Annotated in this window: 17 protein-coding genes; 7 read left to right on the top strand and 10 right to left on the bottom strand. The window is 64.1% G+C overall.

All coding sequences use genetic code 11. The features are described from left to right. The first annotated feature begins 28 nt into the window (after window positions 1-28). Window positions 29-976: an ABC transporter substrate-binding protein gene (locus AB7535_RS07625; RefSeq protein WP_354112460.1), complete on the top strand. Its 948-nt coding sequence runs from the start codon at window positions 29-31 to the stop codon at window positions 974-976. A 79-nt stretch (window positions 977-1,055) separates the two neighbouring features. Here the strand turns inward: AB7535_RS07625 and AB7535_RS07630 are convergent, their stop codons facing one another. The 3 genes from AB7535_RS07630 to AB7535_RS07640 all read right to left on the bottom strand — a co-directional run bounded on the left by AB7535_RS07630 (window position 1,056) and on the right by AB7535_RS07640 (window position 5,370). Further along, window positions 1,056-2,591, bottom strand: a complete 1,536-nt coding sequence (locus AB7535_RS07630; protein WP_085403170.1) for a glucosamine inositolphosphorylceramide transferase family protein — start codon at window positions 2,589-2,591, stop codon at window positions 1,056-1,058. Between the two features lie 29 nt (window positions 2,592-2,620). Further along, window positions 2,621-3,796 (bottom strand): glycosyltransferase family 4 protein, encoded by a 1,176-nt coding sequence (locus AB7535_RS07635; protein ID WP_085403171.1) that lies wholly within the window; start codon window positions 3,794-3,796, stop codon window positions 2,621-2,623. Window positions 3,797-4,023: 227 nt separating this feature from the next. Next, entirely contained in the window at window positions 4,024-5,370 is a 1,347-nt protein-coding gene (locus tag AB7535_RS07640; protein ID WP_085403172.1) for a lipopolysaccharide biosynthesis protein, read from the bottom strand. Between the two features lie 472 nt (window positions 5,371-5,842). Between AB7535_RS07640 and AB7535_RS07645 the strand changes: the two genes are divergently transcribed. Continuing rightward, window positions 5,843-7,066 (top strand): FAD-dependent oxidoreductase, encoded by a 1,224-nt coding sequence (locus AB7535_RS07645; RefSeq protein WP_439037257.1) that lies wholly within the window; start codon window positions 5,843-5,845, stop codon window positions 7,064-7,066. Window positions 7,067-7,094: 28 nt separating this feature from the next. Here the strand turns inward: AB7535_RS07645 and AB7535_RS07650 are convergent, their stop codons facing one another. Continuing rightward, window positions 7,095-8,231 carry a GNAT family N-acetyltransferase gene (locus AB7535_RS07650; protein ID WP_085403174.1) on the bottom strand — a complete coding sequence of 379 codons (1,137 nt, stop codon included), beginning with the start codon at window positions 8,229-8,231 and terminating at the stop codon, window positions 7,095-7,097. Window positions 8,232-8,461: 230 nt separating this feature from the next. On the opposite strand from AB7535_RS07650, the gene AB7535_RS07655 reads away from it, so the two are divergent. Both AB7535_RS07655 and AB7535_RS07660 read left to right on the top strand, forming a co-directional pair. Further along, the gene (locus tag AB7535_RS07655) at window positions 8,462-9,748 is read left to right on the top strand and encodes an O-antigen ligase family protein (protein ID WP_085403175.1); all 1,287 of its coding nucleotides are present in this window, start codon (window positions 8,462-8,464) and stop codon (window positions 9,746-9,748) included. A gap of 21 nt (window positions 9,749-9,769) precedes the next feature. Continuing rightward, entirely contained in the window at window positions 9,770-10,795 is a 1,026-nt protein-coding gene (locus tag AB7535_RS07660) for a glycoside hydrolase family 5 protein (RefSeq protein ID WP_085403176.1), read from the top strand. A 53-nt stretch (window positions 10,796-10,848) separates the two neighbouring features. Here AB7535_RS07660 and AB7535_RS07665 read toward each other — a convergent pair whose 3' ends face one another. Genes AB7535_RS07665 through AB7535_RS07685 form a run of 5 tightly spaced genes read right to left on the bottom strand, consistent with a single transcriptional unit; the run spans window position 10,849 to window position 16,925 of the window. Beyond that, a complete protein-coding gene (locus AB7535_RS07665; RefSeq protein ID WP_245344193.1) occupies window positions 10,849-12,213 on the bottom strand; it encodes a four-carbon acid sugar kinase family protein in 1,365 nt (454 codons plus the stop codon). Next, window positions 12,210-13,418 (bottom strand): ribulose-bisphosphate carboxylase large subunit family protein, encoded by a 1,209-nt coding sequence (locus tag AB7535_RS07670; RefSeq protein ID WP_085403178.1) that lies wholly within the window; start codon window positions 13,416-13,418, stop codon window positions 12,210-12,212. The genes AB7535_RS07665 and AB7535_RS07670 overlap by 4 nt, the downstream gene beginning before the upstream one ends. Window positions 13,419-13,433: 15 nt before the next feature. Next, window positions 13,434-13,973, bottom strand: coding sequence for a VOC family protein (locus AB7535_RS07675; protein WP_014496479.1), 540 nt, complete (start codon window positions 13,971-13,973; stop codon window positions 13,434-13,436). A 19-nt stretch (window positions 13,974-13,992) separates the two neighbouring features. Next, window positions 13,993-15,903, bottom strand: a complete 1,911-nt coding sequence (locus AB7535_RS07680) for a TRAP transporter large permease (RefSeq protein WP_094184275.1) — start codon at window positions 15,901-15,903, stop codon at window positions 13,993-13,995. Between the two features lie 5 nt (window positions 15,904-15,908). Then, window positions 15,909-16,925: a TRAP transporter substrate-binding protein gene (locus AB7535_RS07685; RefSeq protein WP_085403215.1), complete on the bottom strand. Its 1,017-nt coding sequence runs from the start codon at window positions 16,923-16,925 to the stop codon at window positions 15,909-15,911. A gap of 136 nt (window positions 16,926-17,061) precedes the next feature. On the opposite strand from AB7535_RS07685, the gene AB7535_RS07690 reads away from it, so the two are divergent. Then, window positions 17,062-18,117 (top strand): LacI family DNA-binding transcriptional regulator, encoded by a 1,056-nt coding sequence (locus AB7535_RS07690; RefSeq protein ID WP_071915404.1) that lies wholly within the window; start codon window positions 17,062-17,064, stop codon window positions 18,115-18,117. A 308-nt stretch (window positions 18,118-18,425) separates the two neighbouring features. Here AB7535_RS07690 and AB7535_RS07695 read toward each other — a convergent pair whose 3' ends face one another. Beyond that, window positions 18,426-19,157: a DUF3750 domain-containing protein gene (locus AB7535_RS07695; RefSeq protein WP_085403179.1), complete on the bottom strand. Its 732-nt coding sequence runs from the start codon at window positions 19,155-19,157 to the stop codon at window positions 18,426-18,428. 121 nt (window positions 19,158-19,278) lie between these two features. Here AB7535_RS07695 and AB7535_RS07700 point away from each other — a divergent pair, with 121 nt between their 5' ends. Together AB7535_RS07700 and AB7535_RS07705 are read left to right on the top strand one after the other, a co-directional pair. Then, complete coding sequence (locus tag AB7535_RS07700) at window positions 19,279-19,539, top strand: hypothetical protein (RefSeq protein WP_071917581.1); 261 nt, start codon at window positions 19,279-19,281, stop codon at window positions 19,537-19,539. Window positions 19,540-19,910: 371 nt separating this feature from the next. Then, window positions 19,911-23,015, top strand: a complete 3,105-nt coding sequence (locus AB7535_RS07705) for a DEAD/DEAH box helicase (RefSeq protein ID WP_085403181.1) — start codon at window positions 19,911-19,913, stop codon at window positions 23,013-23,015. Window positions 23,016-23,020: the final 5 nt, after the last annotated feature.

Below are 23,020 nucleotides of genomic sequence, written 5' to 3' on the forward strand. Positions count from 1 at the left end.
ATAAGAATACAGACCAGGGAGGAAGCCAATGTTGAAGACGATCACGCTCGCCGGCGCCGCGATGGCGCTTGCCCTAAGCACCGCGCCATCCTTCGCCAAGGAACTCAAGTCGATTGGCGTCTCGCTGGGTTCGATGGGTAATCCGTTCTTCGTCGCGCTGTCGAAGGGCGCCGAGTTCGAGGCCAGGAAGACCAACCCCAATGTGAAGATCACGACAGTCGGCTTCGAATACGACCTCGGCAAGCAGGTCACCCAGATCGACAATTTCATTGCCGCCGGCGTCGACCTGATCCTGTTGAACCCCGGCGATCCCAAGGCGATCGGGCCGGCGATCAAGAAGGCGCAGGCGGCGGGCATCGTGGTCGTCGCGGTCGACACCGCGGCCGAAGGCGCCGACGCCACCATAACCACGAACAACGTGCAGGCCGGCGAGATCTCATGCCAGTACATCGTCGACAAGCTGGGGGGCAACGGCGACGTCATCATCGAGAACGGGCCGCAGGTCTCGGCCGTGATCGACCGCGTCGTCGGCTGCAAGAACGTTCTCTCGAAGAATCCCGGGATCAAGGTGTTGTCCAGCGACCAGGACGGCAAAGGCTCGCGTGAAGGCGGTCTCACCATCGCGCAGGGCTATCTGACGCGCTTTTCCAAGATCGATGCCATCTTCGCCATCAACGATCCGCAGGCGATCGGCACCGATCTCGCGGCGCGCCAGCAAGGCCGCAGCGGCATCGTCATCACCGCGGTCGATGGCGCGCCCGACATCGAGGCGGCACTGAAGGATCCGGCAGCGCCGCAGGTCCAGGCTTCCGCTTCGCAGGACCCGTTCTTCATGGCGCGGCGCGCGGTGCAGGTGGGCGTCGGCATTCTCAATGGCCAGAAGCCGGCCTCGACCGTCGAACTCCTGCCCTCGAAGCTCGTGACCCGGGACAACGTCGCCGACTACAAGGGCTGGACCTCGGATCGTTCTCAGTAGAACGTCGCCTCCCGCGGGAGCGGTCGAAACGCGAGATGACGGGCGGCGTTGTGATCCACGCCGTCCGTCGTGCCACGCGCTAACAGGCGGTGTGGGGACTGGTTCGCGGGGACAAGACGAGCGATGGAAATTTGCTTGCGAAGGCCCGGGTCTTGGGTTGAACGCGCGATCCGTCGATCACCTCGAGCCGGCCGCAGCGGTTCAGCGTGTGCAGCTTTCTGCCGGGCCATGCCGGTCCGGGCCTGAGGGAGTGGCGCACGACCTGCTTGAACGTCGACGGAGACAGTTCGACCACTTCCGCGAGGCCGAGCGCGGCGCCATATCCGTCGGCGCAATCCTGCACCGGCCGCCACAATTTGCCATCGATGGTGACGAAATTCCCCGCGGGTCGCGCACTTGCGCGATCGATCAGGACGGGGTTGCTGGCATGGGGCAACCAGGGGCCGAGCAGGTGCTCGGCGTGATAGATCGCAAGCGAATCCGAATAGCCGCCGGTTCCGTCTCGCCAGGCTCCGAACAGGTAGTTCAGACCGTTGTGCTGCGTGATGGTCACATCGGCCAGTTCGAGGCCCGAGAGCAGCGTAGCGTGTCGCTCCCATTTGTCCGGAAACCGAATGCATTTGTAGAGCGCGACGTCCCCGTGGAGCGAGCTCTCCGGGATCATCCACAACTCGCCATCGTCCTCGATCAGGAACGGATAGGACAGGTGCCAGGGCTCCTCCAGCACGGGCACGACGTCGCCGACCGGGCCGGCGTCGCCGAACTCGACGGCCGAAATGATGCCTTTTCCAACCCGATGATCGAGATCTTCGAAGTAGACGAATGTTCGTCCCTGCCAGGTGATCGGGAAGGGATCGGCGTAGAAATGATTTCCGGGATCGGCGAGAACGTTCCAGCGAGGCCCGGAGAGATCTCCCGTCTGCCAGACACCCGCGCCATCATTGAAGCGCCATCCGACATGCCAATGCGGCGCATAGCAGCAGAGGCGGTAGATCTCCTTGGCGATCGATACGGCGAGGCCGCGCACGACATAGGCCGCCGGCGGCCGGCCGTTGCCGGCTCGGGCCTGGCGTGCCAGCTGCGGCACGATACGCGGCCGTCCCGACAGGATGGCCGCCACCATGGTCAGGGTTCGCGCCATGACCGTTTCGAGCCCACCGCTCAAACCGGCCGCGATCTCTGCGGAGGGATGGCCGCGATCGAGCACCGCGCCGTCGACCTCGTTGACGATCTCGATGACGGGCAGGTCGCCGGCGAGAATCGCCGCGAGTGCCGCGTTTTCACCCGCAGTTCCGTTGAACAACGGGCGGAGATACAGCCGGGCCGAACAGTCCGGATCGCGCGCGGCGCTCGTGAAATCGACGATTACATCGGCCGTGCCGGTGCGGGCCTGCGTCTGTTCCGGATCGATCTTCAGCCCGTCGGCGCCGCTATGCCTGCCTTTACGCAGCACCACGCGCTCGAGCTCGAACAGGGCGTCGAGCCCCGCGGGCCGTGGCTCCGCCGTTGCAGTCAACGCGATTTGAACCGGAACGTCCCGGCCGTCGATCGACAGCGTCTGGCGGTGCATCCACCGCCGCGCATGGTCACGTTCGCAGCGAAACTCGATGATCATGTCGAGCTAACCTATTCCAACGCATCGGCTCAGACGACCCGGTTGAGGATTTGAACGTATTCCTCAACCATCGCATCGACCGAATAGCGCAACCTCAGGCCTTTGGCGTTCTTTTGCAGTTCGTCGCTCAGTGCTTGGTCGGTCAGAAGTCTGGAGACGGCAGCCGACAGCTTCGCTTGATCTGAAGCATCGACAAAGAGGGCAGTGGGCTTTCCTTCGAAGGACAGCACCTCGCGCAGCACGGGAAGATCCGTGACGACCGAGGGAACGCCGGCGTTGGCGGCTTCGACGGCGGCGAGGCCAAAGGTCTCGGCCTGCGTAGGAAACACGAATATGTCGAGACAGGCGAGAAAATCCGCGATCTGGCGTGGCGCGATTTCGCCGAGCAGATGCAATCGGTCCGAGACCTTCAAATCGTCTGCGAGCTGCCGCAGTCGTGCCTCGTCGGCGCCCTGGCCGGCGAGTGCAAGGTGCCACGACGGTTCGTCCGGCAGGAGGCGTATCGCCGCATCGAGCCGCTTGTGCGGATGCAGCCTCGCCGCGCAGCCGAGCAACACGCGGTCCGGCGGCAGGTTGAATTTCTGTCGCGCGGCGCCCTTCGGCAGGATGAGAGCCTTGTCCTCGAAGCCGTGCGGGACATGCACCATGCGCGACCGGTAGGCCTGCGGGTAGCGCGAATACTCGCGCTCCATGTCCTTTGAGTTCAGCGTGATGCGGTCGAAGAAGCCGACGCTGCCCATGACGATGTCGGCCGTGCGGATCGGCCAGCTCATCGACAGCGCGGATGAAACCTGATTGGCGACGACAGGGGCGCGGCTGACGAGGCGCGTCACGCCCGCGCCGATGACGTTGCCGAAATGCTGGAAGGTCAGGACGGCGTCGGGGCGCGTAGCTCTGATATGACCGCCAAGCGTCCACAGCATCCGCAGCAGCGCAACCGGATTGCCCGGCCGGCTCGATGCGCAATAGAACGTCTCGGGCGGCTCGTCGAACGAATCCGATTTGCGGAAGAAAAACAGGTTGGAGACGCGATGGCCGCGCGCGGAGAGGCCGGCGCCGAGAAGCCTGGAGATCTCCTGCGCACCCGCGTTCTCGGCCTGGGTCTGTACGAGAAGGACGTGCAGCTTTCGTTCGCTGCCGTTCAGCCGCGCCAGTTCTGTCGCGGTCGTCTCGCCCAATTCCTTGTTCGGCTGGTAGTGGAGCACGGATCCCGACCGCTAAAGAAACGAAATCTTCACCTTCTTAACCCCGTACCTATCATGCAGGCATCGGGCAGACACCGACTAGCAACAAACGGAGTTAATGCGCGAGCCGCCGATTGCCGCGTTCTCGCGGGAATTCTGCTGGTTCCCGGGTGGTGCGCAGCGAGCGCGTTAACCAACGGGACCTGCGCGCCGTCGCGGATCAACCAGGCCGATCGTACGGTTGACGCCTATTCGGCGGAGTCGGCGCTGCGCACCGCATAGCGGCCGCGTCGCCACGCCGAGAAGCGCAACAGCACGAGAACCGAGGGATCGACCCCGGTTCGCCGGCGACACAAGATATTGAGCGCGATGGTCGTGAGCGCCAGCGACACGGTGGCCGCAATCGCCGCGCCAAGCACGCCGAGCCAGGGGATCAGGACGAGGAATCCGGCCAGTCTCAATGCGACATTTGCGGCGACGACGGGGACGTAGATGCGTTCATGGCCGGTCAACTGCAGGATCGCCGCCGACGGACCGCCCGCGGCCTGGATGGCCGTTCCGATCGCCAGCACGATCAGCACCGAGTGCTGCTCGGTGAAATGAGGCCCGAACAGGTTGAGGAGATAGGGGCCGCCGATCCAGATCATCGCGAGGCCTGCGACCACGCAAAGCGCGGTCACTTCCGCCATGAGCTGCAGCGTCCGCTCGAATTCGTGGTGATTTTTGCTGAAGTAGAGCGAAGGAAGCCGGCGCGCGCCGAACGAGTACAGCGCGGCGGAAAGCATGGCGAAGATGTTGGCGAGGCGTGACGCCGCGAAGTAGATGCCGGCGGTCGCCGGATCCAGCATCCAGTAGACCAGAATGACGTCGAAATACTGGTTCGCGACTTCAAGGATGGACGCAAGCCAGAAATGCAGCGCGCTCGATCGCCAGCGCGTTGCTTCGGAATTCGCTGCGGTCGCGCGCAAATCCGGCAGCGCCCGCACGATCGCAATGATCTGTGCGACGAGGCCCACCGACATCGCAATCGTCATTGCGGCGATCAGCTCGGCGGGATCGAGCTGCCGATGCCCGAACAGCATGGCGAGCAGAAACAGCACGACGAAAACCCGCCAGAAGAACTCGCGGTTGCCTTCGCCCATGATAATGCTGACCAGCGAGCGCGCGATCTGGCTGCCGAGCATCAATCCGGCGCTCACGGCGGTGTAGGCCGAGACGGCGAGGATCAGCAGCCACAAATCCCCTCTGAAGTGCGCAACCAACGCAACCGCGGCGATCGCGATCAGCATCGCGACGGCGGAAATCCTGAAGCTGGAGAGCAGGAGGCCCTTGGTGAGGTCTGGCCTGTCGCCGACCTCATACTCGTTCAGGAATCGCACCAGCAATGCTTCCTGACCGACCAGTCCTACGACTGCGGCGATCTGGGCAACCGAAAGCCAGGTCGCAAAGATACCGAATCCATCGGGCGTCATCGTTCGCGCTGCCAGCGAGAACAACGCAAACGCGAGCGCGCCGCTGCCAACCTTCAGAAGGATGGTCCCGACGACACCGCGCGTGACGTCACGCCGCAGAAATTGAACAATGGAATCGATCATCGAAGATGCGGAGCGTTCCCCGAAGATGGGCGTTGCAAGGACGGCGAGAGCCTAGCATGCCGGAAAAATGCGAGTGTTAATGCGCGGTCTTGAGGTCCCGTCGTCTGTCGTCGACGAAGGTCGTACGCCGCTGCTTCACTGCGGAACAGCCGCGTCCCCGATGTGCCAGATTGACCGGGCACCGGCTCGATCGAAAAGCGGCGCGATGTCGTGCCGGTGCAAGATGCGGGGCGAAGCCGGCCGGCCTGCGGCTGTTCGAGCATTGGAATGGCCTCTCTGGAACGAATTCGGACGCTTGGTCTGACGAGACAGCAGTATTTCGAGGTCGTTCTGAGCAAGGCGCGTGCCGGGACGGATGTGTCCGGCGACCCGTTAACCTCAATCGCCGGAAATGATCGCGTTTGGCTCTGCGATACGACATCAGGCGAGGGAATTGCACATGGAACCACCGTTAACCGTGGAGCCCTAAACCATGACGACGGATAGACCCGTGACCGAGCCGAGCGATGCAGCTGCGACTGCGGCCATCGTCGCAGACATCGCGATCGTCGGTGGCGGCCTTGCGGGGTCGCTCGCCGCGTCCGTGCTTGCGCGGGCGGGGCATCGCGTCGCACTCGTCGACAAGCGCGCGGTGCATCCGGACGAATTCCGGGTCGAGAAGCTCGGTGGCCAGCAGCTCGAGATGTTCCGCAAGCTGGGTTTCCTCCATGCGCTCGCGAACGTCGCCTGCCGGTATGACCGGGTGCTCAATATCCGGGAAGGCAAGGTCGTCGATGTCAGCGTCGGCCAGGCTTACGGGTTTTCCTATGCCGGCCTCGTTGCCGTGGCGCGCAGCCAGCTGCCCGATCCGCCCAATCTGATCGTCGACGAAGTCACCGCAATCAGCCCCAGCGACGATGTCCAGCATATCGAGCTTGCGTCGGGACGACGCCTGGACGCGCGGCTCGTCGTGCTCGCCACAGGCATGGCGGGAGCTCTCGGCTACAAGCTCGGCATCAAGCGGCGCGTGCTGGCCGAGCGCCATTCGGTGTCGTTCGGCTTCACGATCGCGCGCCGCGATGGCACGCCGTTCGATTTCGAGGCGCTGACCTGTTACGGCGAGCGTACCGCTGACGGCATCGACTATCTCAGCCTGTTCCCGGTGCCATCAGGCATGCGGGCCAATCTGTTCATGTTCCGCGACCCGACCGATCCGATCATGCGCGAGCTGCGCCGCGAACCGGAAGCAACCGTCCTGCGGCTGCTGCCGGGACTGCGGCCTTACCTCGGCGATTTCCACGTGACCGACAAGGTGCAGAACTGGGTGATGGATCTGACCGTGGTGGAGGGACACCTTCAGCCCGGAATCGTCCTCATCGGCGATGCGTTCCAGACCAATTGTCCCGCCGCCGGCACGGGCGTCGCCCGCCTGTTGGTGGACGTCGATCGCCTTTGCACGGAGTACGCACCGCGCTGGCTCGCAAGCGCCGGCATGGGCACGGAGAAGATCTCGCAGTTCTATTCCGATCCCGACAAGCTCGCGGCAGACCAGCGGTCGCTGAAAATGGCGCGCTTCCGTCAGGCCCTGACGTCCCGCAACGATATCGAATGGGATGTGCGACGCCGGTTGCACTTCCTGCGGCGCAGTCTCACGCATCGTGTCGATCAGATGCATCCGGGCTGGCTCGGACGCGTCCGCGGCGCGCTCCGCGCGTGAGCTCTGCGCCCGCTCGCTTGCGTTTCGGTTAGCGCGTGGGCGTCGGGGTGCGGGCCGGCAGGAGCCTGAAATCCGACAGCCGCTTGGCCGCCAGTTTGAGCCAGGGAGCCTGCTTCAGCGCGAACAGGCTGATGGCGCCCGCGGTGCTGCCGGCCTGCGTGACCATCCACATCGGCGAAGGCTGGCCGCCGAACAATTTCTTGTACGGCTCGTCGCCAATCGTGAAGTCGAGCATCTGATCGCCGCGCTCGATGCAATCCCTCGCCACTTGCTCGAACATCAGAGAGCCCAGGGATTGGCTCTTGTACCCGTCGATATCGAAGGCGCTCATGATGACGAGGAAGCTGCCGCGATGGCGCAGTCCGAGCACGGCGGCGATCACGCCGCCGTCCATCTTCATGGCGTAGAGTCGGACGAACGAGCCGAGACCGCGGGCCGCCACGTCGGAATAGAAGCTGTAATATTCGGGGCGCTGGAGCAGGTCGCCGTCGCCCTGGGCGTGAAAGCGCGGGCCGCGATATTGCTTCATCGCGTCCATCGCCTCGGAGATCGAGGCGCTGTCGTCGCAGCATGAGAAGCTCAATGCTCCCTTCTTCTGGAGCTGGCGATATTTCTTGGCGAGCTCCTTCTGATAGGAGCGATCCAGCGCGCTGGCACGCCATTGCTCGAACGGGACGACGAGAACGGTCGCGTAGGCGTTCGTCTCCATCGAGACGCGGCGTGGCGCGCCGAGTAAGCTCTCGATCGGAAGCCGTCCGTCGGGCAGCTTGGTCATGCGGAGCAGGTCGAACGGGCGGACGAGGCGCCGGATCTCCGCGCAGGCCGCTTCGTCCTCCAGCAGGCTGGCAAACACCTCGGGACTGCAGACCGGCGCCAGATAGTCGGATACGCGCAGATCGGCGAATTCGATGGTGCGGATCGGGCCGCGGCGGATTCGAAGTAGCGGCAGCACCATCGCCAGTGCCCCCGTCGTACGACGGCGGACCACGACGACCAGCGGCGTCGCGCCTGCATGGGATGCGAGCCTGGCGTAGAGGCTGTCCAGCCAGAGCGGATGCTGAAACGCGGTCGCGGCAGAGCTGTCGAACAGCGCCGCGTATTCCGGAGACAGGAAGTCGAACGCCTGCTCGATGGCGATATCGAATGTATTGCTCGGCTTATTCATGCGTGACCACGGAAACCAGATAGTCCGGAGAAGTCGATCGAGCCGGATCCCGCGCTTGTATAGCAGGGTCGTGACGGCCGAGGCACCAGCGGGGTGCGATTTGCATTAACGCATCGAGCAGGGGCCGTATCGTTATCAATGCCCGAAGCTTCGAGATTTCGTGGTGCCGGGGCCCGGCAGATCAACCCGCAGTAGCAGATAATTAACCAAGCTTAAGGGAAAGTCACCGCATGACCATCCTGCAGACCGAGAGAGACTCCGGGGCACTCACGAGCGCGATCTGGAAGACGCGCAGTGCCGGCGTCGAGAAGATCGCCAGGCTCGTCATCTGCGTATCGATCACCGTCAATGTCGTCGCGTCGATGGGGACATTCAATACGGCGATACTGCCGGCTGGACTGACTTATCTGCAACAGGCGGTCGCTCTGCTGATGTGGAGCGTGCTGATCTACGCAAGCGCGTTCGTGCGCCCGCGTCTGCAGCTGGCGTTCAACCCGGATCTGATCGCGCTCCTCGCATTCTACACGCTGGCGGTCGTCTCGGTGTTGTGGACCACTCTGAATGCCGCAGCCATCATGAAGAGCGCCGCTCTTGCAATGACGACGTTTGGCGCGTTCTGTATGATCACGCGGATCGATATCGACGATGTCGTGAAGGCGACATCCTCCGGGCTTTTCATACTGGTCGCCGCATCGGCGCTTTGCGCGCTCGCCGTGCCCGATATCGGGGTAGACCATAGCTGGATGCACAATGGTCAATGGCAGGGCGTCTATGAATCGAAGCAGACGCTGGGCTTTGTCGGCGCATATCTGATGTTTTTCTCCTGCTACCGGAAGATGACGGGGCAGGGGTGGCTGGCGTTCCTCGTCGCGTTCCTGCTGGCGTCGACCTGCGTCCTCGCGTCGGAATCGCGCGGCGCCGGTGCTGTCGCCCTGGCGGCTTGTGCGCTGCTCGTGACCTCGATGTGGTCGGTCGGCTGCATGAGGCTCTATGCGATCCTGCCGTTCGTCATGTGCGTTATGGCCGGCTTCCTGATCGTCTATTTTTATGCGACCGGATACGACGCCATCCACATTGGCGATGCGACCGTCAACTTTACCGAGCGGACCTTCATCTGGCACTACGCGATAAGCCATTTCGACGATGCGCCGCTGCTCGGCTTCGGAATCAACGGCTTCTGGACGATCCCGTCGATCTACGATTATTTCGAGCAGAACCACGGTTGGGTGCTCGACAACTATCATAGCGGCTATATCGCGATTCTGATGGAAACAGGGTTTCTGGGCTACGTGCTTTTCGCCGCGAGTGTTCTTCTGTTCTCGAACAAGGTGCTCTATTTGATTTCCGCACGATCGATCCATCGGGCGCACTGTGCCCTCATCATCGGATTTGTCGCCCTCAGCTTTCAGACCAATTTCACCGAGACGACGTTCCTTCGCTCGACCATGTTCACGTCGGTGCTCCTCGTGGCGTTCCTCCTTGCAACGTGCAGGCCGGTGCCGGAGACCGATTTCTAACCCTTACGGAATGGAAGCAGGATGACCGCCCCCCGCGCTCGCTGGTCGAGAAGCTTCAATCTTGCCGCAGCGGCTTTCGTCTTCGCATCGCTCTGCTCCGACGCCCATGGCGCCGGGCCGGCCGTGCCTCGTGATGCGGCAAAGTTGGGACGCGGGATCAACATTCTCGGTTACGACGGAATCTGGGAGGGCGGTCAGAACGCGCCGTTCCGTCTGGACAATTTGACGGCGATCAGAAAGGCCGGATTCTCGCACGTCAGGATCAATTTCTTCGGCTTCAAGTTCATGGATCGCGGGAATGTGCTGGATGAGGCCGTGCTGAGAAGGCTTGATGCCGTCATCGAGGAAATCCTCGCCAGGAACCTCGTTCCCATCGTCGACGAGCACGACACGCATGTCTGTCAGCGTGATGTATCCGAATGCGGCGAGAAGCTCAGGGCATTCTGGCGGCAGATCGCGGAGCGCTATGCCGGAAGATATCCCGGGCTCGTCTTCGAGGTCTTGAACGAGCCGGGGGGACAGATGACGTCCGCCAGCTGGAATTCGCTCCTCAACGAATGTATCGGCATCATCCGCCGCACCAACCCCGAGCGGCGGGTCATTGCTGCCGTTCTCAACACGGACGAGATTCCCATCGACGATCTGGCTCTCCCCGCCGGCGACAGGAATCTCATCGTCGCCTTTCATTATTACGCGCCGATACGCTTCACGCATCAGGGTGCGCCATGGTCCGAGACGTTCGCGCGCATCGGGCCGCTGGATTGGGGCAGTCCGGACGATGAAGCCAAGGCGGCCGCTGATTTCGAGAAGGTCAGCCGGTGGTCGGAGCGAGAGAAACGCCCGGTTTATCTCGGCGAGTTCGGGGTCTACGAACGGGCTCCATCCGAGAGTCGCCAGAGATACCTGTCGTTCGTGGCGCGAAGCGCCGACAGACGTGGCTGGGCATGGGCCTATTGGCAGTTCGACCATGATTTCGCGGCCTTTGACAGCGCGCGTCAGGCCTGGAAGCCCGACATCCTGCGCGCCCTGATCCCGCCGGCCCGATGAAGCCGCGGTTCACGGCCAATATCGGCCAGATCGCGATCGCCTTGCAGTGACGGCTAACCGCCGTCTCTGGCACGGCAGAACAGATCGATCCCGCCGACCTGTCCGCCCTTGAGCGCGATCTCGATGTTCGCATGCGCGCGATCCGATGATGCGCGGTTGAGTGGCGCGCCTTCCGCGAGAGGGGCGATCGCGGTCAGCGCATAGATGCCCATTGCCTGCAGCGCATGGCCGGACGTGTCGCCGCCGGCGACCACGGCGCGCGGGAGCCGCGCGGTTTTCAGAATGGAGTCCAGCGCCTGGCCGAGCCCCGCGCCGATGCGCTCGTTTACTGCACTCGCCGTTGCGCCGCTCGCCTCGATGGCCGCGTTGAGTGCGCCGATGGCGGGATCGTCCGGTCCGCTTGCGGTGATCAGGAGCGCATCGCGCCCCGACGCGAGTGCTGCGAGCGCACGCGCGACAGCGCGGCCGATCTCCCTGGTCCATTCCGCCGCGTCGACGGCGCGCGTCGCATCGAGCCGCTCGACGTCGTAGCCGTTGTCCGCGGCATGCGCGATCTGCGCGGCGGTGACGGGCGAGCAGGAGCCGGAGACGCAGGCGATGCGCTCGACGCCGGCAAGGCGCAGATCGGGCTTGCTGTCGGGAATCAGGCCCGCCGACCGCCAATAGGCGACCAGGGCCTGCTCGACACCTTGCGAGCCGGCGACAAAGAGACGTTCGCCGCGATATTCCCAGATCAGGCGGCCGGCTTCGATCAGCGATGCCTGGTCGAGCACGTCGAGCGAGATGATCTCGGTGCCAGCGCCCCTCGCGCGCATCAGCGCCAGATCCGCGCCGCCATTGGCCATGGTGACGAAGTCGATCAGTCCGATCGATCGCGCCGTCTGTTTTGCAAGATGCCGGCCGAGATCGGACTCGTCCATCGGCGTCACTGGATGACGCGACATGGTCGGGTGCCGGTCGAGACGATGGCCGACGCCATTCACGGCCGCGAACAGATGGCCGAACATCTGATAGCGGCCCATCGCCGGCGATCCCACGAGCAGTGGATGCCAGCTTCCGCCGAGCTGCGGCACGGCGAGATCGATCGCACGCCCGATCGAGCCGATCTGCGGCGAGGAGTCGAAGGTCGAGCACACCTTGTAGTGTGCGATCGGCGCGCCGATACCTGCGAGCACCGCGAAAGCCGGCGGCAGGTTTTGCTCCATCCAGGCCGGATCCTTCGCGCGCGCCGTGCCGGCGATGCCGATGCCGCGGTACTGCCCGATAGAAGCGAGACGTTCGGGCGTCGGAGGTTCGAGGAACAGGATGGTCGGCAGGCCCGCGAAGGTGAGGGCCTCCATCGCCGCGGACGAGCCGGTGTAATCGTCGCCATAGAAGGCAACGAGTGGACCGTCGGGCAGGGCGGACGCGCCGCTCACGGCTGCGGACTCGCCATCGCGGCATCCCATGCTGCGCGCAAATCGGCAACGCCGGCGGCCGGTCCGTCGGGATGGGCGAGAATGCCGCCGCCTGCTGCGAAGATCAGATCTGTCGAGCCGAGTGCGCGCCAGGTCGGTGCAGCCTGCGCCGGCGTCTGGCCCGAGGAGAACACGGGCATCGCGATGCACGGCTTGTGCGCGAACATCGGGGTCAGCGCCGCCTTTGCGGATGTGACCACGCTGTCATCGGTCTCGCTGAACTTGTTCCCGATGCCGTTGACGTGCATGTGGTCGGCGCCGGCCAGCCGCCAGATCTTGTGCCAGGCCGTATAGTCCCAGCCCAGTGCCGGATGACGGTTCAGCGCGCCCCAGCCGTTGCGATGCGCATGAACGGGAAGCTGCGTGTGGCGGCCGATCTCGACCATGCCTGTGAGTCCGACCGAGTTGATGCTCGCCATCACGCAGGTGCCGCCTTCGCGGAGCACCAGATCATGCCGGCGGCGCATCTGGTCGATCTCGCCGGTGAGGTTGAAGGCGATCATGACCTTCTTGCCGGTTTGATCGGCGTGGTCGTTGACGACGCGCATCACGGCGCGCACGCGCGCGTCGAACGGACAATAGGCGCCGTCCGATTGCAGCTCGTCATCCTTGATGAAGTCGATGCCGGCCTCGCACAGCGTGGCGACGAGAGAGGCCGTCTCGGCCGGACTGAGTCCGATGCTCGGCTTGATGATGGTGCCGATCAGCGGGCGACCGCTGACACCGGTCAGCTCGCGCGTGCCGGCGACGCCGAACTTCGGTCCGGGATAGGCGGCGGCAAACGCGAGCGGCAGGCGCAGGTCGAGCAGCCGCAGGCCGGTCAGCTGGCGCAACTCCCAGAGATTGCCGGCGATCGCCGTGACGAGATTGGGCAGTGATGCGCCGATATTGTCGAGCGGCCATGACAACGTCACGCGCGCGCGATTCCAGGGGCCATCGGGGTTGATCGGGCGGGCGACCGGGAGCGACGGCGCGGAGATTGCATCAAGCAACTCGATGCTCTCGACTCGGGCGGCCGCACGCGCCTTCAGCTCCGGCGTTTCGCCGGGCACCGCAACGAACGTGCCGCTCGACTGCTCGCCCGCCATGGTTTCCGCGGCAAGACGCGGATCTTCCGGCGTTTCGATGAGATAGTCGGCTTCGATGCGAACGGGATTTTGCGTCACGGGAGTGCAGACAATCTAGAGCTTGGTAAGATCGGGGAACGGCCGCACGGGGTCGCGTCCGTCCCAGCCTTTGGCGGCTGCGCGGATGAGGTCGAACATCTTGCCCTTGGGTCCGGAGACTTCAGACAGTTCGATCACCGTTCCCGGATGATACTCCGTGTCGAAATAGACGAAACGACCGCGCGCGCCGACTTCGCCGCTCATGACCGGCTTGAAACCCTCGGCTTCGAGACGGGAGAGATCGGCGTCGTAGTCTTCGGTCCAGTAGGCGACGTGCTGCAGACCCTTATGCCCGGCTTTCAGGAAGTCGGCATACATCGACGGCGCATCGTTGCGGATCTGGATCAGCTCCATCTGCAGTGGCCCGGAATTGGCCAGCGCCACCGAATTGTGCGGCTCATAGGCCTTGCCGCGATAGTGGTAGTTCACGATTGGAACCCGCGGATTATAGAACCACGGCCCGATGCCGAGCTCGCGGCTCCAATAATCCATGGCCTTCTCGATGTCGTCAACGACGTAGCCGGCTTGCCGGATCTCACCAAAAAAACGGCTCATTGCATGATTCCCATGATCTTCAGAATTTGAGGAAGCCGATCGACAGCCACGGCACGGCCGCGACGATGGCGAGGCCGATGAAGAGCGCCGCGACATAGCCCCAGATGTGCTTGAGGCCTTCGTCCGGCGATATCTTGCTGATCGCGCAGGCGCCGTAATAGCCGACGCCGAACGGCGGCGCGAACAGGCCGATGCCCATCGCGAGGATCACGACCATCGCATAGTGCACTTCATGCACGCCGGCCTGCTTGGCAATCGGAAACAGCAATGGGCCGAACAGCACGATGGCCGGAATGCCTTCGAGCACGCTGCCGAGCACGACGAAGGCCACAATCGAGATCGCGAGGAAGCCGTAGGCGCCGCCGGGGATCGCCGCCATCGCCTTCGCCAGCTGTTGCGAGAAGCCCGATTGCGTCAGTCCCCAGGCCATCGCCGTGGCGCAGCCGATGATAAAGATGATCGCGCCCGTCAGCGAGGCCGTCTCGACCAGCATGGATTTCAGCCGCCGCCAGGGAAACTGGCGGTAGACCACAAGGCCCATCAGCACGGCGTAGGCGATGCCGATGGTCGAGACCTCCGTGGCAGTGGCAACACCTTCGACCACGGCAGTGCGGATCACGAAGGGCAGCAGGATGGCGGGCAGAGCGATCATTGTGAGCTTTGCGATCTCGCGCTTCGAGGCACGCCGCACATGGCTCAGATCCTCGTTCCGGTAGCGCCGCCATACCACCACGCAAAGCGCGGTGCCCACGACCAGGGCCGGCAGCAGCCCGCCCGTGAACAGCGCCGCGATCGAGACGCCGGTCACCGAGCCGATGGTGATCAGCACGATGCTCGGCGGAATGGTCTCGGTCTGCGCGCCGGTGGCCGACAGCAGCGCGACGAGGTCGCCAGGCTTGGCGCCACGCCGCTGCATTTCCGGCAGCAGCACCGGCGCGATCGCGGCCATGTCGGCGATCTTCGAGCCGGAGATGCCGGAGACCAGATACATGGCCCCGATCAGCACATAGGACAGTCCGCCCCTGACATGTCCGAGCAGGCTTGCCAGAAACTGGATCATGGCCCGCGCCATGCCGGTCATCTCGATCAACGCGCCGAGGAAAATGAACAGCGGCACCGCGAGCAGGATCAGGTGCGACATGCCTTCATCGAGACGGCCGACCATCACCATCATCGGTACGCTGGTTGTCAGCGCCAGATAACCGAAGGTCGCGAGCGCAAAGGAGAAGGCGATCGGTACGCCGGCGAACACGTTGGCTGCGACCACGCCGACGAAGAAAATGATGAGGTTGTAGCGTCCGAGCGGGGCGAGCAGCGGTCCGGCAAGCCAGAATACGGCGATCAGGACGGCGATGGTGATGAAGGCCGCGACGATCAGCGCGGGGCGGTGATGCGTCGCGAGCCGGATCGCGGCGACGACGGCCATCAGGGTCATCCCGACGGGAATTGCGGCTGCGCGCCAGGCATTGCTGATCTCCAGCGCCGGGGTGACGATGACCTGTTCCTCGCTCGCATAATCGAAGGCGGGATGCAGGATCAGCGCCAGCAGGGCTAGCGGCGCCACCGCCGCGATCGTGTCGAGAAAGGCGCTTGCGCCCGGGCCGACATGGCTGACGAGCCCTGTCATGCGCATGTGCTCGCCCCGGCGCAGCGCGATCACCGCGCCCAGCATCGAGAGCCAGAGAAACAGGATCGAGGCCAGTTCGTCCGACCAGATCAGCGGGCTGTGGAAGACGTATCGCATGATGACGCCGGCGAGCATGATGCCGATCTCGACCAGCACGACAGCGGCCGCGGCGGTCTCGACCACCGCACCGAGCCAGCGGTCGACGGTGCCAAAGGCGCTCGCAAGCTTGCGCGTGCCCGCAGCGGAAGCAGGGTGGCCGGCCGCCGCCAGATAGTCCGTCATCTGATGCTCTGCGATCGTCATCGCGCTCAGGCCAGCTTGCCGACGGCGCCTTCGAGCAGCGCCCAGGCTTCGTCGCCGAAGCGGCCCTTCCATTCGCCGTAGAAGCCGGAGTCGCGCAGTTTTGCGCGGAACGAGTCCGGTGAAGGCGTGGTGAATTTCATTCCATTGCTCTGGAGATCGGCCTGCACGGTCGCATTGAAGGTCTTGATGTCCTCGCGCTGCTTCAAGCCGGCATCGTTGATGGCGTTGCTGACGATGGTCCTGAGATCGGCGGGAAGGGCGTTGAAGGCGCGGGCGTTGGCGATGAACCAGAAGCCGTCCCAGATGTGGTTGCTGATCGCGCAGTACTTCTGCACCTCGTAGAGCTTCGCCACCTGGATGATCGGCAGCGGATTTTCCTGCGCGTCGACAATGCGTGTCTGGAGCGACGAATAGACCTCGCTGAATTGCAGGCTGGTCGGCGACGACGATAGCGCCTTGAACATGGAGATGCTGAGCGGAGACACGGGCACGCGGATCTTGAGGCCGTCCATGTCCTTGGCGCTCTCGATCGGCTTGGCGCCGCTGGTGATCTGGCGGAAGCCGTTGTCCCACATCTTCTCGAACGTATGGAGGCCGACCTTGGCCATGGCGGCACGGATATGCGCGCCGAGCCCGCCGTCCATTGCTTTCCAGACCTGATCGTAATCGGCAAAGGCAAAGCCGACCGCATTGATCGCGGCGATCGGCACCAGGGTCGCGACCACGAGCGCGGAGGGCGTGAAGAAGTTCAGCGCGCCGTTGCGCACCTGGGCGAGCATGTCGGTGTCGCCGCCGAGCTGGTTGTTCGGGAAGATGGCGATCTCGACCCGGCCATTGCTCTCCTTGGCGACGCGGTCGGCGGCTTCCTGGGCGCGGATGTTGAGGGGATGCGTCAGCGGCAGGTTGTTGCCGTATTTCAGCGAGAACTCGGCCGCCCGGGCCGGGCGCGAGAGACCGCCCATCAAGCCCGCGGCGGGGAGGACGGACAGGGCTTGCAAGGCGCGCCGACGGGTCAGGGACATGGGCTTCTCCTCCAACAGCGATTTGATGTTATTTGATGTTTCTGCGACAATGTTGATGCGAAAATTGCGACTTTGAGCTAGCATGTCAAACGATAAAGATGATGGTTTTTGATGTATTCGACGATTGGGCCCCGGAATGAATAAACCAGTGGCTCCTTCGCTGAGCCGCATCGTTGACGTGGCGCGCCGGGCCGGCGTCTCCACGGCGACGGTCGACCGCGTGCTGAATCGTCGGCCCGGTGTGCGGGCGATTACGCAGCAGCGGGTGCTCGCCGCCGCGTCCGAGCTCGACTACATGCCGGCCGAGAACATCCTGGCGGCGATGCGGCCCAAGCCGATGCGGCTGCTGTTCCTGCTGCCGGCCGGCACCAACCGCTTCCTGTCCACGCTCGGGCAGCTGATCGCGCATTCCGACGGCCGGCTCGCGCCCTTCAACGTCCATTGTCAGGTCGACACCATCAAGGGCTTCAATCCCGACCTGCTGGCACGTCAGCTCTGGCGGGCCCGCGACAAGGCCGACGGCATCGCTTTCATGGCGCTCGAGCATCCCGTCGTGAGGGAAGCCGTCGACCGATTGGCGGAGCACGGCGTGCCGACGGTGACGCTGATCTCGGATATCCTGAATGCGCGCCGCGCGGCCTATATCGGACTGGACAATCGCTCGATCGGACGCACCGCCGGCTATCTGATCGCGCGCTTTCTGGGCGAGCGTCCGGCCAAGGTCGCGATGATCGCGGGCAGCCGCAGCTACCGCGCGCACGAAGAACGCGAAATGGGCTTTCTGCACGTCTTCGAAGAACTATTCCCGGCCATCAAGGTCGTGGGCCTGCGCGAAGGCCATGATGACGCCGACCGCAACTATCGCCAGACGCGCATGCTGCTGGGCCAGCATCCGGATCTTGCCGGAATCTACAACATCGGCGGCGCCGCCGATGGTGTCGCTCGCGCCCTGAACGAAATGAACCGGGCGCGTGACGTGGTCTTCATTGGCCATGGTCTGACCTCGGATACGCGCAGCTTTCTGCTCGATGGGACGATGGATGCCGTCATCACTCAAAATCAGCTCAACACGATGATGAGCTGTGTCGGCATCTTCGACAATCTGCGCGCCGGCCGCAGCGCCATGCACGGCATCGAGGCGCCGCGCAGCGAGATCATCTTTCGCGAAAATATTCCGGCGCTTGGGGGCTAGGATCCAAGGCGGCTTGCTGGACCCATGGCCGGCCTGGTCGAGCGCATCCATGGCCTGATTGGGCACGATGCAATTTTGCCGGTGTTTTGCCCGACGAGTCAAATGACCGGCGTCTGAAGACATCGGGCTCGTCGAGCAGCTCAACGTGCGTTGCAGGAGAGATGCCTCTCGTTCTGCGCGCGCAAGGCAATTCACCCAAGCCTCATCTCGACTTAAGCCGCGCCACCGCGACCAACCGGCCAGGGGCGGTTCTACTGTGCATGGGGTTGTTTTTCAGTTTTTTGTTTGGCGAGGCGTCGGCAGGCGCTCTACAGGCCGGCGGCGACGCCCAGGCGGCCGATGCCGGGGAGCTTGAGCGCCGGCCGCCGGATGTCGATGCCCAGCACCGCGCCGAAGAAATTGATCTCGAACCCTTCGACCCAGCCGACCGTCATGCCGAGGTAACCCGACAGCGAGGCGTAGAGACCGGTGCGGGAAGGGGTGATGCCGGCCCAGCGTCCGCTGTACGGATAGTCCTTGCCGACCGCGGTGGGTGGAAGGACGGCACGAAGCTCGGGAACGGCGTCCAGCGCCGCCTGCACGAAGGTGTTGGAATTCGGTCCGGGCCAGGCGCTGTAATCGCCGTAGGCGCGGAACTTGTAGGTCTCGACGACGTGGCGGATCTTGGGGATCAGCGCTTCGGCCCGCGCGCCGTCGACCGCCACGACGGTTTCGGGCATGGCGCCGAACCAGCGGCCGTCGGGTGCAAATCCGTTGCTCCGGATCGGGTCGCCCCACGCCGTGTAGTCGTATCGGCTGTAGGTGCTGGCACCTTTCTCCTTGACGACGATCCAGCTGTGGACGGCGAAAATGCTGCGCCACCGCACCGTGCGCGCGGCAAAGACCCGGATCAGCGCGTCCGGATTGGCCGATGCCGGCGGCAACAGGCCGGCGCTCGAGCGATCCGCCGTCTGCCAATTGCCCCGGCCATCGCCGAACAGATAATAGCGTCCGGCCGACAGTCCTATCGGCACGGAGACCAGCAGCAGGAAGAGAATCAAGAGTTTCCTCAAGGGCAGACGGGGGCAGGCGGGACGACACGATTAATATAGTTCGCCCGGCGGGTCGCGCCAGCACGCTTCTGCTCTTGCATTTGGGAGGTGCGCCCCCATGTTCCCGATTATGATGAAACTGTCCCTCATCGAAGACCAGGCCATCCAGGCGCGAATCGCGGGCATCGCGGGCGCCGAGACGTTCGATCGCATCTTCGCCGGCATCCGATTCGACGAGATCGACGGCAATCTGCTGTTCGCCATTGCCAGGGACGAAGACTGCGCGAGCGAGATCGAGGACGAGTTCTCGCATCACCTCGCGGTGGTTGCGACTCAAGTCCTCGGGCAGAGCGTCGACGTGGTCGTGGTGCTGCCGAAGGTCCTGCAGTAGGCCTTATTTTGCCGTGCAAGCGGCCTCCCGGGCTTGCATCCATGCTTTCCAACGCAATCGTGAAATTGTAATGACGTGCTTGGGCGCTTAGGCCCAGTCCGCGTTGTCGACCGAGCTCTACGGCAGGGCTCGTCGGCGCGCGACTCTATTTCTGAAACAAAGTTGGATACACATTGGCGTCCACCAAAAAAGCCCGGGCCGCGACCGGCGCGAAAAAGACCAAGGCCAAAAGCTCGAAAGGCGAGAGCCCGAAGACCAAGAGCTCGAAGAGCAAGGGTTCAAAGAGCAAGGGTTCGAAGAGCACAGAGAGCAAAGGCTCGAAAGGCAAGAGCGCGTCGCGTTCTACGGTCTCGTCCTCATCGCCGCTCGGCATGCTGGCGCTGCATCTGCGCGAGCAGTGGGAGAAGTCTGGCCGCGACGGCCTCGTGTTCCTCTGCGACAATGAGAACAGGGCGGAGCGGCTGGGTGGCGTGATCCACGCGCTCGACCCTTCGGTCGACGTGCTGGTGTTCCCGCGACTGAACAATCTGCCATTCGATGGTCTGGAGCCGTCGCGCGAGATCGCGGGCAGGCGGAGCTCGGTGTTGCGGCGCCTCGCCAAGGCAAGGAAGCCGGTCTTCCTCGTATCGACCGCAGAAGCCATCATGGAGCGGCTGCCACTGCCGGCGAGCTGGTCAAAGACCAGCCTCAGCCTGAAAGTGGGCGCGGCCTATTCGGAAGCCGAGCTGGAGCGCCGCCTGGAAGCTCTCGGCTACGACCTCGACGAAGAGGCGGAATATCCGGGCGGCGTCCTGTTCCACGGCAAGACGTTCGAGGTGTTTCCCGCGGGCGGACTTGGTCCTTTCAGGATCGAACATTCCGACGGTGTTATCCGTAAGATCGTTGCCGTCGATCCGGTCGAGCATGAGGTCGTCTACGAGACCAGGGAATTGCTGATCGATCCGATGTCCGAACAGATTGCGCTCGGAGGCAAGCGCGGGCAGCGGGCGACGCTGCCGGATTATTGCGCTCGCGCGCGGTGGATCGTGGATGCCGGCGTACCGGGCCACGCCGATATCTGGCTGGGCACCATCGAGGAGGCCGCTGGCCGCAGGGATGCGGAGCGCGAGTATCTCGGACGGGCGGATTGGAAGCGGCTGAAGAAGAGCATCAGCGTACTTCCGCAAAAATCGGCCTTCACGCCGACGCCCGATTTCTCGAAGGCCTCTTCGCCAAGAAAGATCCTCCGCGCATTTATTGACGACATGCAACGCGCCGGGTCGCGGGTGCTGTTCGTCGCGGCCGTCGAGGATGACCTTCGCGCGATGGAGCGGATGAGCGGCATCAAGGCGGAGCGCTGTGCCGATTGGAGCGAGGCGACGGAGGGACGGGAGCGCGAAACGGCGTTCCTGGCCGACTTCGATGCCGGCTTCGTCGGGGCCGGCCGCAAGCCTCTCGTCATCGTCACCGCGTCCGACGTGCTCGGCAGCAGAGCCCATCATCCGCAGCCGATGGCGAGAGCCTGGACGGCCGCGTTCGACCATCCTGACGTTCCGGAACGCGGCGCGGCGGTGGTCCATTTGCAGCGTGGGCTCGCTCTGCTCGACGGCTTGCAGACCCTCGCCATGGGGACGGGATCGCGGCGCGAGATGGTCAGGCTTGCGTTCGCGGGAGACAATGCCGTTCTCGTGCCGCCGGCCGACCTTGCCTTGATCTGGCCCTATGCGGCCGAGCCCGGCAAGCTGGCGCGGGACAAGGCGGACGGAAGCACATGGTGGGCGCGGCGGACCGAGGCCGAGGCGGAGATTCAGGTCGCCGCCAAGGCGCTCGCAAAGCACATCAGCCAGCGCCACCGCCGCCGCGCGCCGAAACTGGTCGCACCCGGGCCGCTCTATGAAAGGTTCGTTGCGCGTTTTCCGTATTTCCCGACCGTCGATCAGGCGAAGGCCATTCAGGACGTGCTCGATGATCTCGCGGCAGGTCATCCCATGGACCGGGTGGTGTGCGGCGACGTCGGATTTGGAAAGACCGAGGTCGCGTTGCGCGCGGCAGCTGCTGTGGCGCTGTCCGGGAAACAGGTGGCGATCGCGGTGCCGACCACGGTCCTGGCGCGGCAGCATGTCGAAACCTTCCGCAAGCGCTTCGGTCCTCTCGGTATCGACGTCGGAAGCCTGTCGCGAGCGACCTCCGGCCCGGAGACGCGAGGGATCAAGGAGGGCCTGCGAAGCGGCAGGCTGAAAGTCGTTGTCGGCACGCAGGCGCTCTCTGCAAAGGATGTGAAGTTCGCCGATCTTGGCCTCGTCATCATCGACGAAGAGCAGCACTTCGGAGCGGCGGAGAAGGCGAAGCTTTCAGGCCTGGCAAAGAATGCCCATACGCTCTGGATGAGCGCGACGCCGATCCCGCGCACGCTCGCTGCTGGTCTTGCGGGCTTCCGGGATCTCAGCGTGATCGCAACGCCGCCGGTTCACCGGCTTCCGATCGTGACCAAGATCGCTCCGCTGTCGGATGCGGCCATTGCCGGAGCATTGCTCCGCGAACGGCGGCGGCATGGACAGAGTTTTCTGATCTGCCCGCGCATCCAGGATCTGGAGCCGATGCTGGCGCGCGTGCAATCATTGGCGCCCGACCTCCGCATCGTCTGCCTTCATGGCAAGATGCCCGTCGACGACCTCGACGACCGCATGATGAGTTTCGTCGATGGCGAAGCGGACGTCCTCCTGGCGACCAACATCGTGGAAAGCGGTCTCGATATCCCGCGCGCGAATACCATCGTGGTGTGCTGGCCCGAAAAGTTCGGCCTCGCACAGCTCCATCAGCTCAGGGGGCGGGTGGGACGCGGCGGAACGCGCGCCTTCGCTTATCTGCTGACGGAGTCGACCTCGGAACAGTCCGAGAAGCGTTTGGCCGTCCTCGAGGAGTTCAGCAAGCCCGGCGCCGGCTTTGCCATCAGCGAGCGCGACCTGGACCTCAGGGGCGCCGGCGATCTGTTTTCCGAACAGCAGTCCGGGCACGTGCAGGTGTTCGGGCCGGTGCTCTACAGTCATCTCCTGAAGCTCGCCTCGGAAAGAGTGAACGACTCGGGCGCCTTTCTGTGGGTGCCGGATCTGAATCTGCCTGTCGGCGACATGTTGCCTGAAGGTTATGTGCAATCGGAAGCAATGCGGCTCGAGATCTATGGCCGCGCCGCCAGATGTCGGAGCGACGACGATCTGGAAGACCTGGAGGAGGAGACTTCGCGGCGTTTCGGCAGGCTGCCGCCGGAGGCGCGTGATTTCTTTGCGGCCGCGAGGCTCCGGATCGATTGCAAGCGGCGTGGCATCGTCAGGCTCGATGTCGGGCCCGAGGCCGTCGCTGCCACTTTCCTCCCCGGGCGGCTGCGGAAATCCAGGGCGCGATCGCTCCAGCGAGACGGCGATCGCGTCGTCTGCGCCGCCCGCGGGCACGCGGACCCGTTCGGCCGGATCGAGGAATTCCTGGAGCTTCTGGACGAGTGAAGCAG

This window comes from Bradyrhizobium sp. 956_D2_N1_4, assembly GCF_052076025.1.
Taxonomy (GTDB): domain Bacteria; phylum Pseudomonadota; class Alphaproteobacteria; order Rhizobiales; family Xanthobacteraceae; genus Bradyrhizobium; species Bradyrhizobium barranii.

Bases quoted from the DNA above. Each gene is read 5' to 3' on its own strand.
- AB7535_RS07705 (WP_085403181.1), top strand. From the start codon at position 19,911: ATGCTGGCGCTGCATCTGCGCGAGCAGTGGGAGAAGTCTGGCCGCGAC.
- AB7535_RS07630 (WP_085403170.1), bottom strand. From the start codon at position 2,591: ATGATCATCGAGTTTCGCTGCGAACGTGACCATGCGCGGCGGTGGATG.
- AB7535_RS07675 (WP_014496479.1), bottom strand. From the start codon at position 13,973: ATGAGCCGTTTTTTTGGTGAGATCCGGCAAGCCGGCTACGTCGTTGAC.
- AB7535_RS07645 (WP_439037257.1), top strand. From the start codon at position 5,843: ATGACGACGGATAGACCCGTGACCGAGCCGAGCGATGCAGCTGCGACT.
- AB7535_RS07700 (WP_071917581.1), top strand. From the start codon at position 19,279: ATGATGAAACTGTCCCTCATCGAAGACCAGGCCATCCAGGCGCGAATC.
- AB7535_RS07655 (WP_085403175.1), top strand. From the start codon at position 8,462: ATGACCATCCTGCAGACCGAGAGAGACTCCGGGGCACTCACGAGCGCG.
- AB7535_RS07685 (WP_085403215.1), bottom strand. From the start codon at position 16,925: ATGTCCCTGACCCGTCGGCGCGCCTTGCAAGCCCTGTCCGTCCTCCCC.
- AB7535_RS07660 (WP_085403176.1), top strand. From the start codon at position 9,770: ATGACCGCCCCCCGCGCTCGCTGGTCGAGAAGCTTCAATCTTGCCGCA.
- AB7535_RS07690 (WP_071915404.1), top strand. From the start codon at position 17,062: ATGAATAAACCAGTGGCTCCTTCGCTGAGCCGCATCGTTGACGTGGCG.
- AB7535_RS07640 (WP_085403172.1), bottom strand. From the start codon at position 5,370: ATGATCGATTCCATTGTTCAATTTCTGCGGCGTGACGTCACGCGCGGT.
- AB7535_RS07625 (WP_354112460.1), top strand. From the start codon at position 29: ATGTTGAAGACGATCACGCTCGCCGGCGCCGCGATGGCGCTTGCCCTA.
- AB7535_RS07680 (WP_094184275.1), bottom strand. From the start codon at position 15,903: ATGACGATCGCAGAGCATCAGATGACGGACTATCTGGCGGCGGCCGGC.
- AB7535_RS07650 (WP_085403174.1), bottom strand. From the start codon at position 8,231: ATGAATAAGCCGAGCAATACATTCGATATCGCCATCGAGCAGGCGTTC.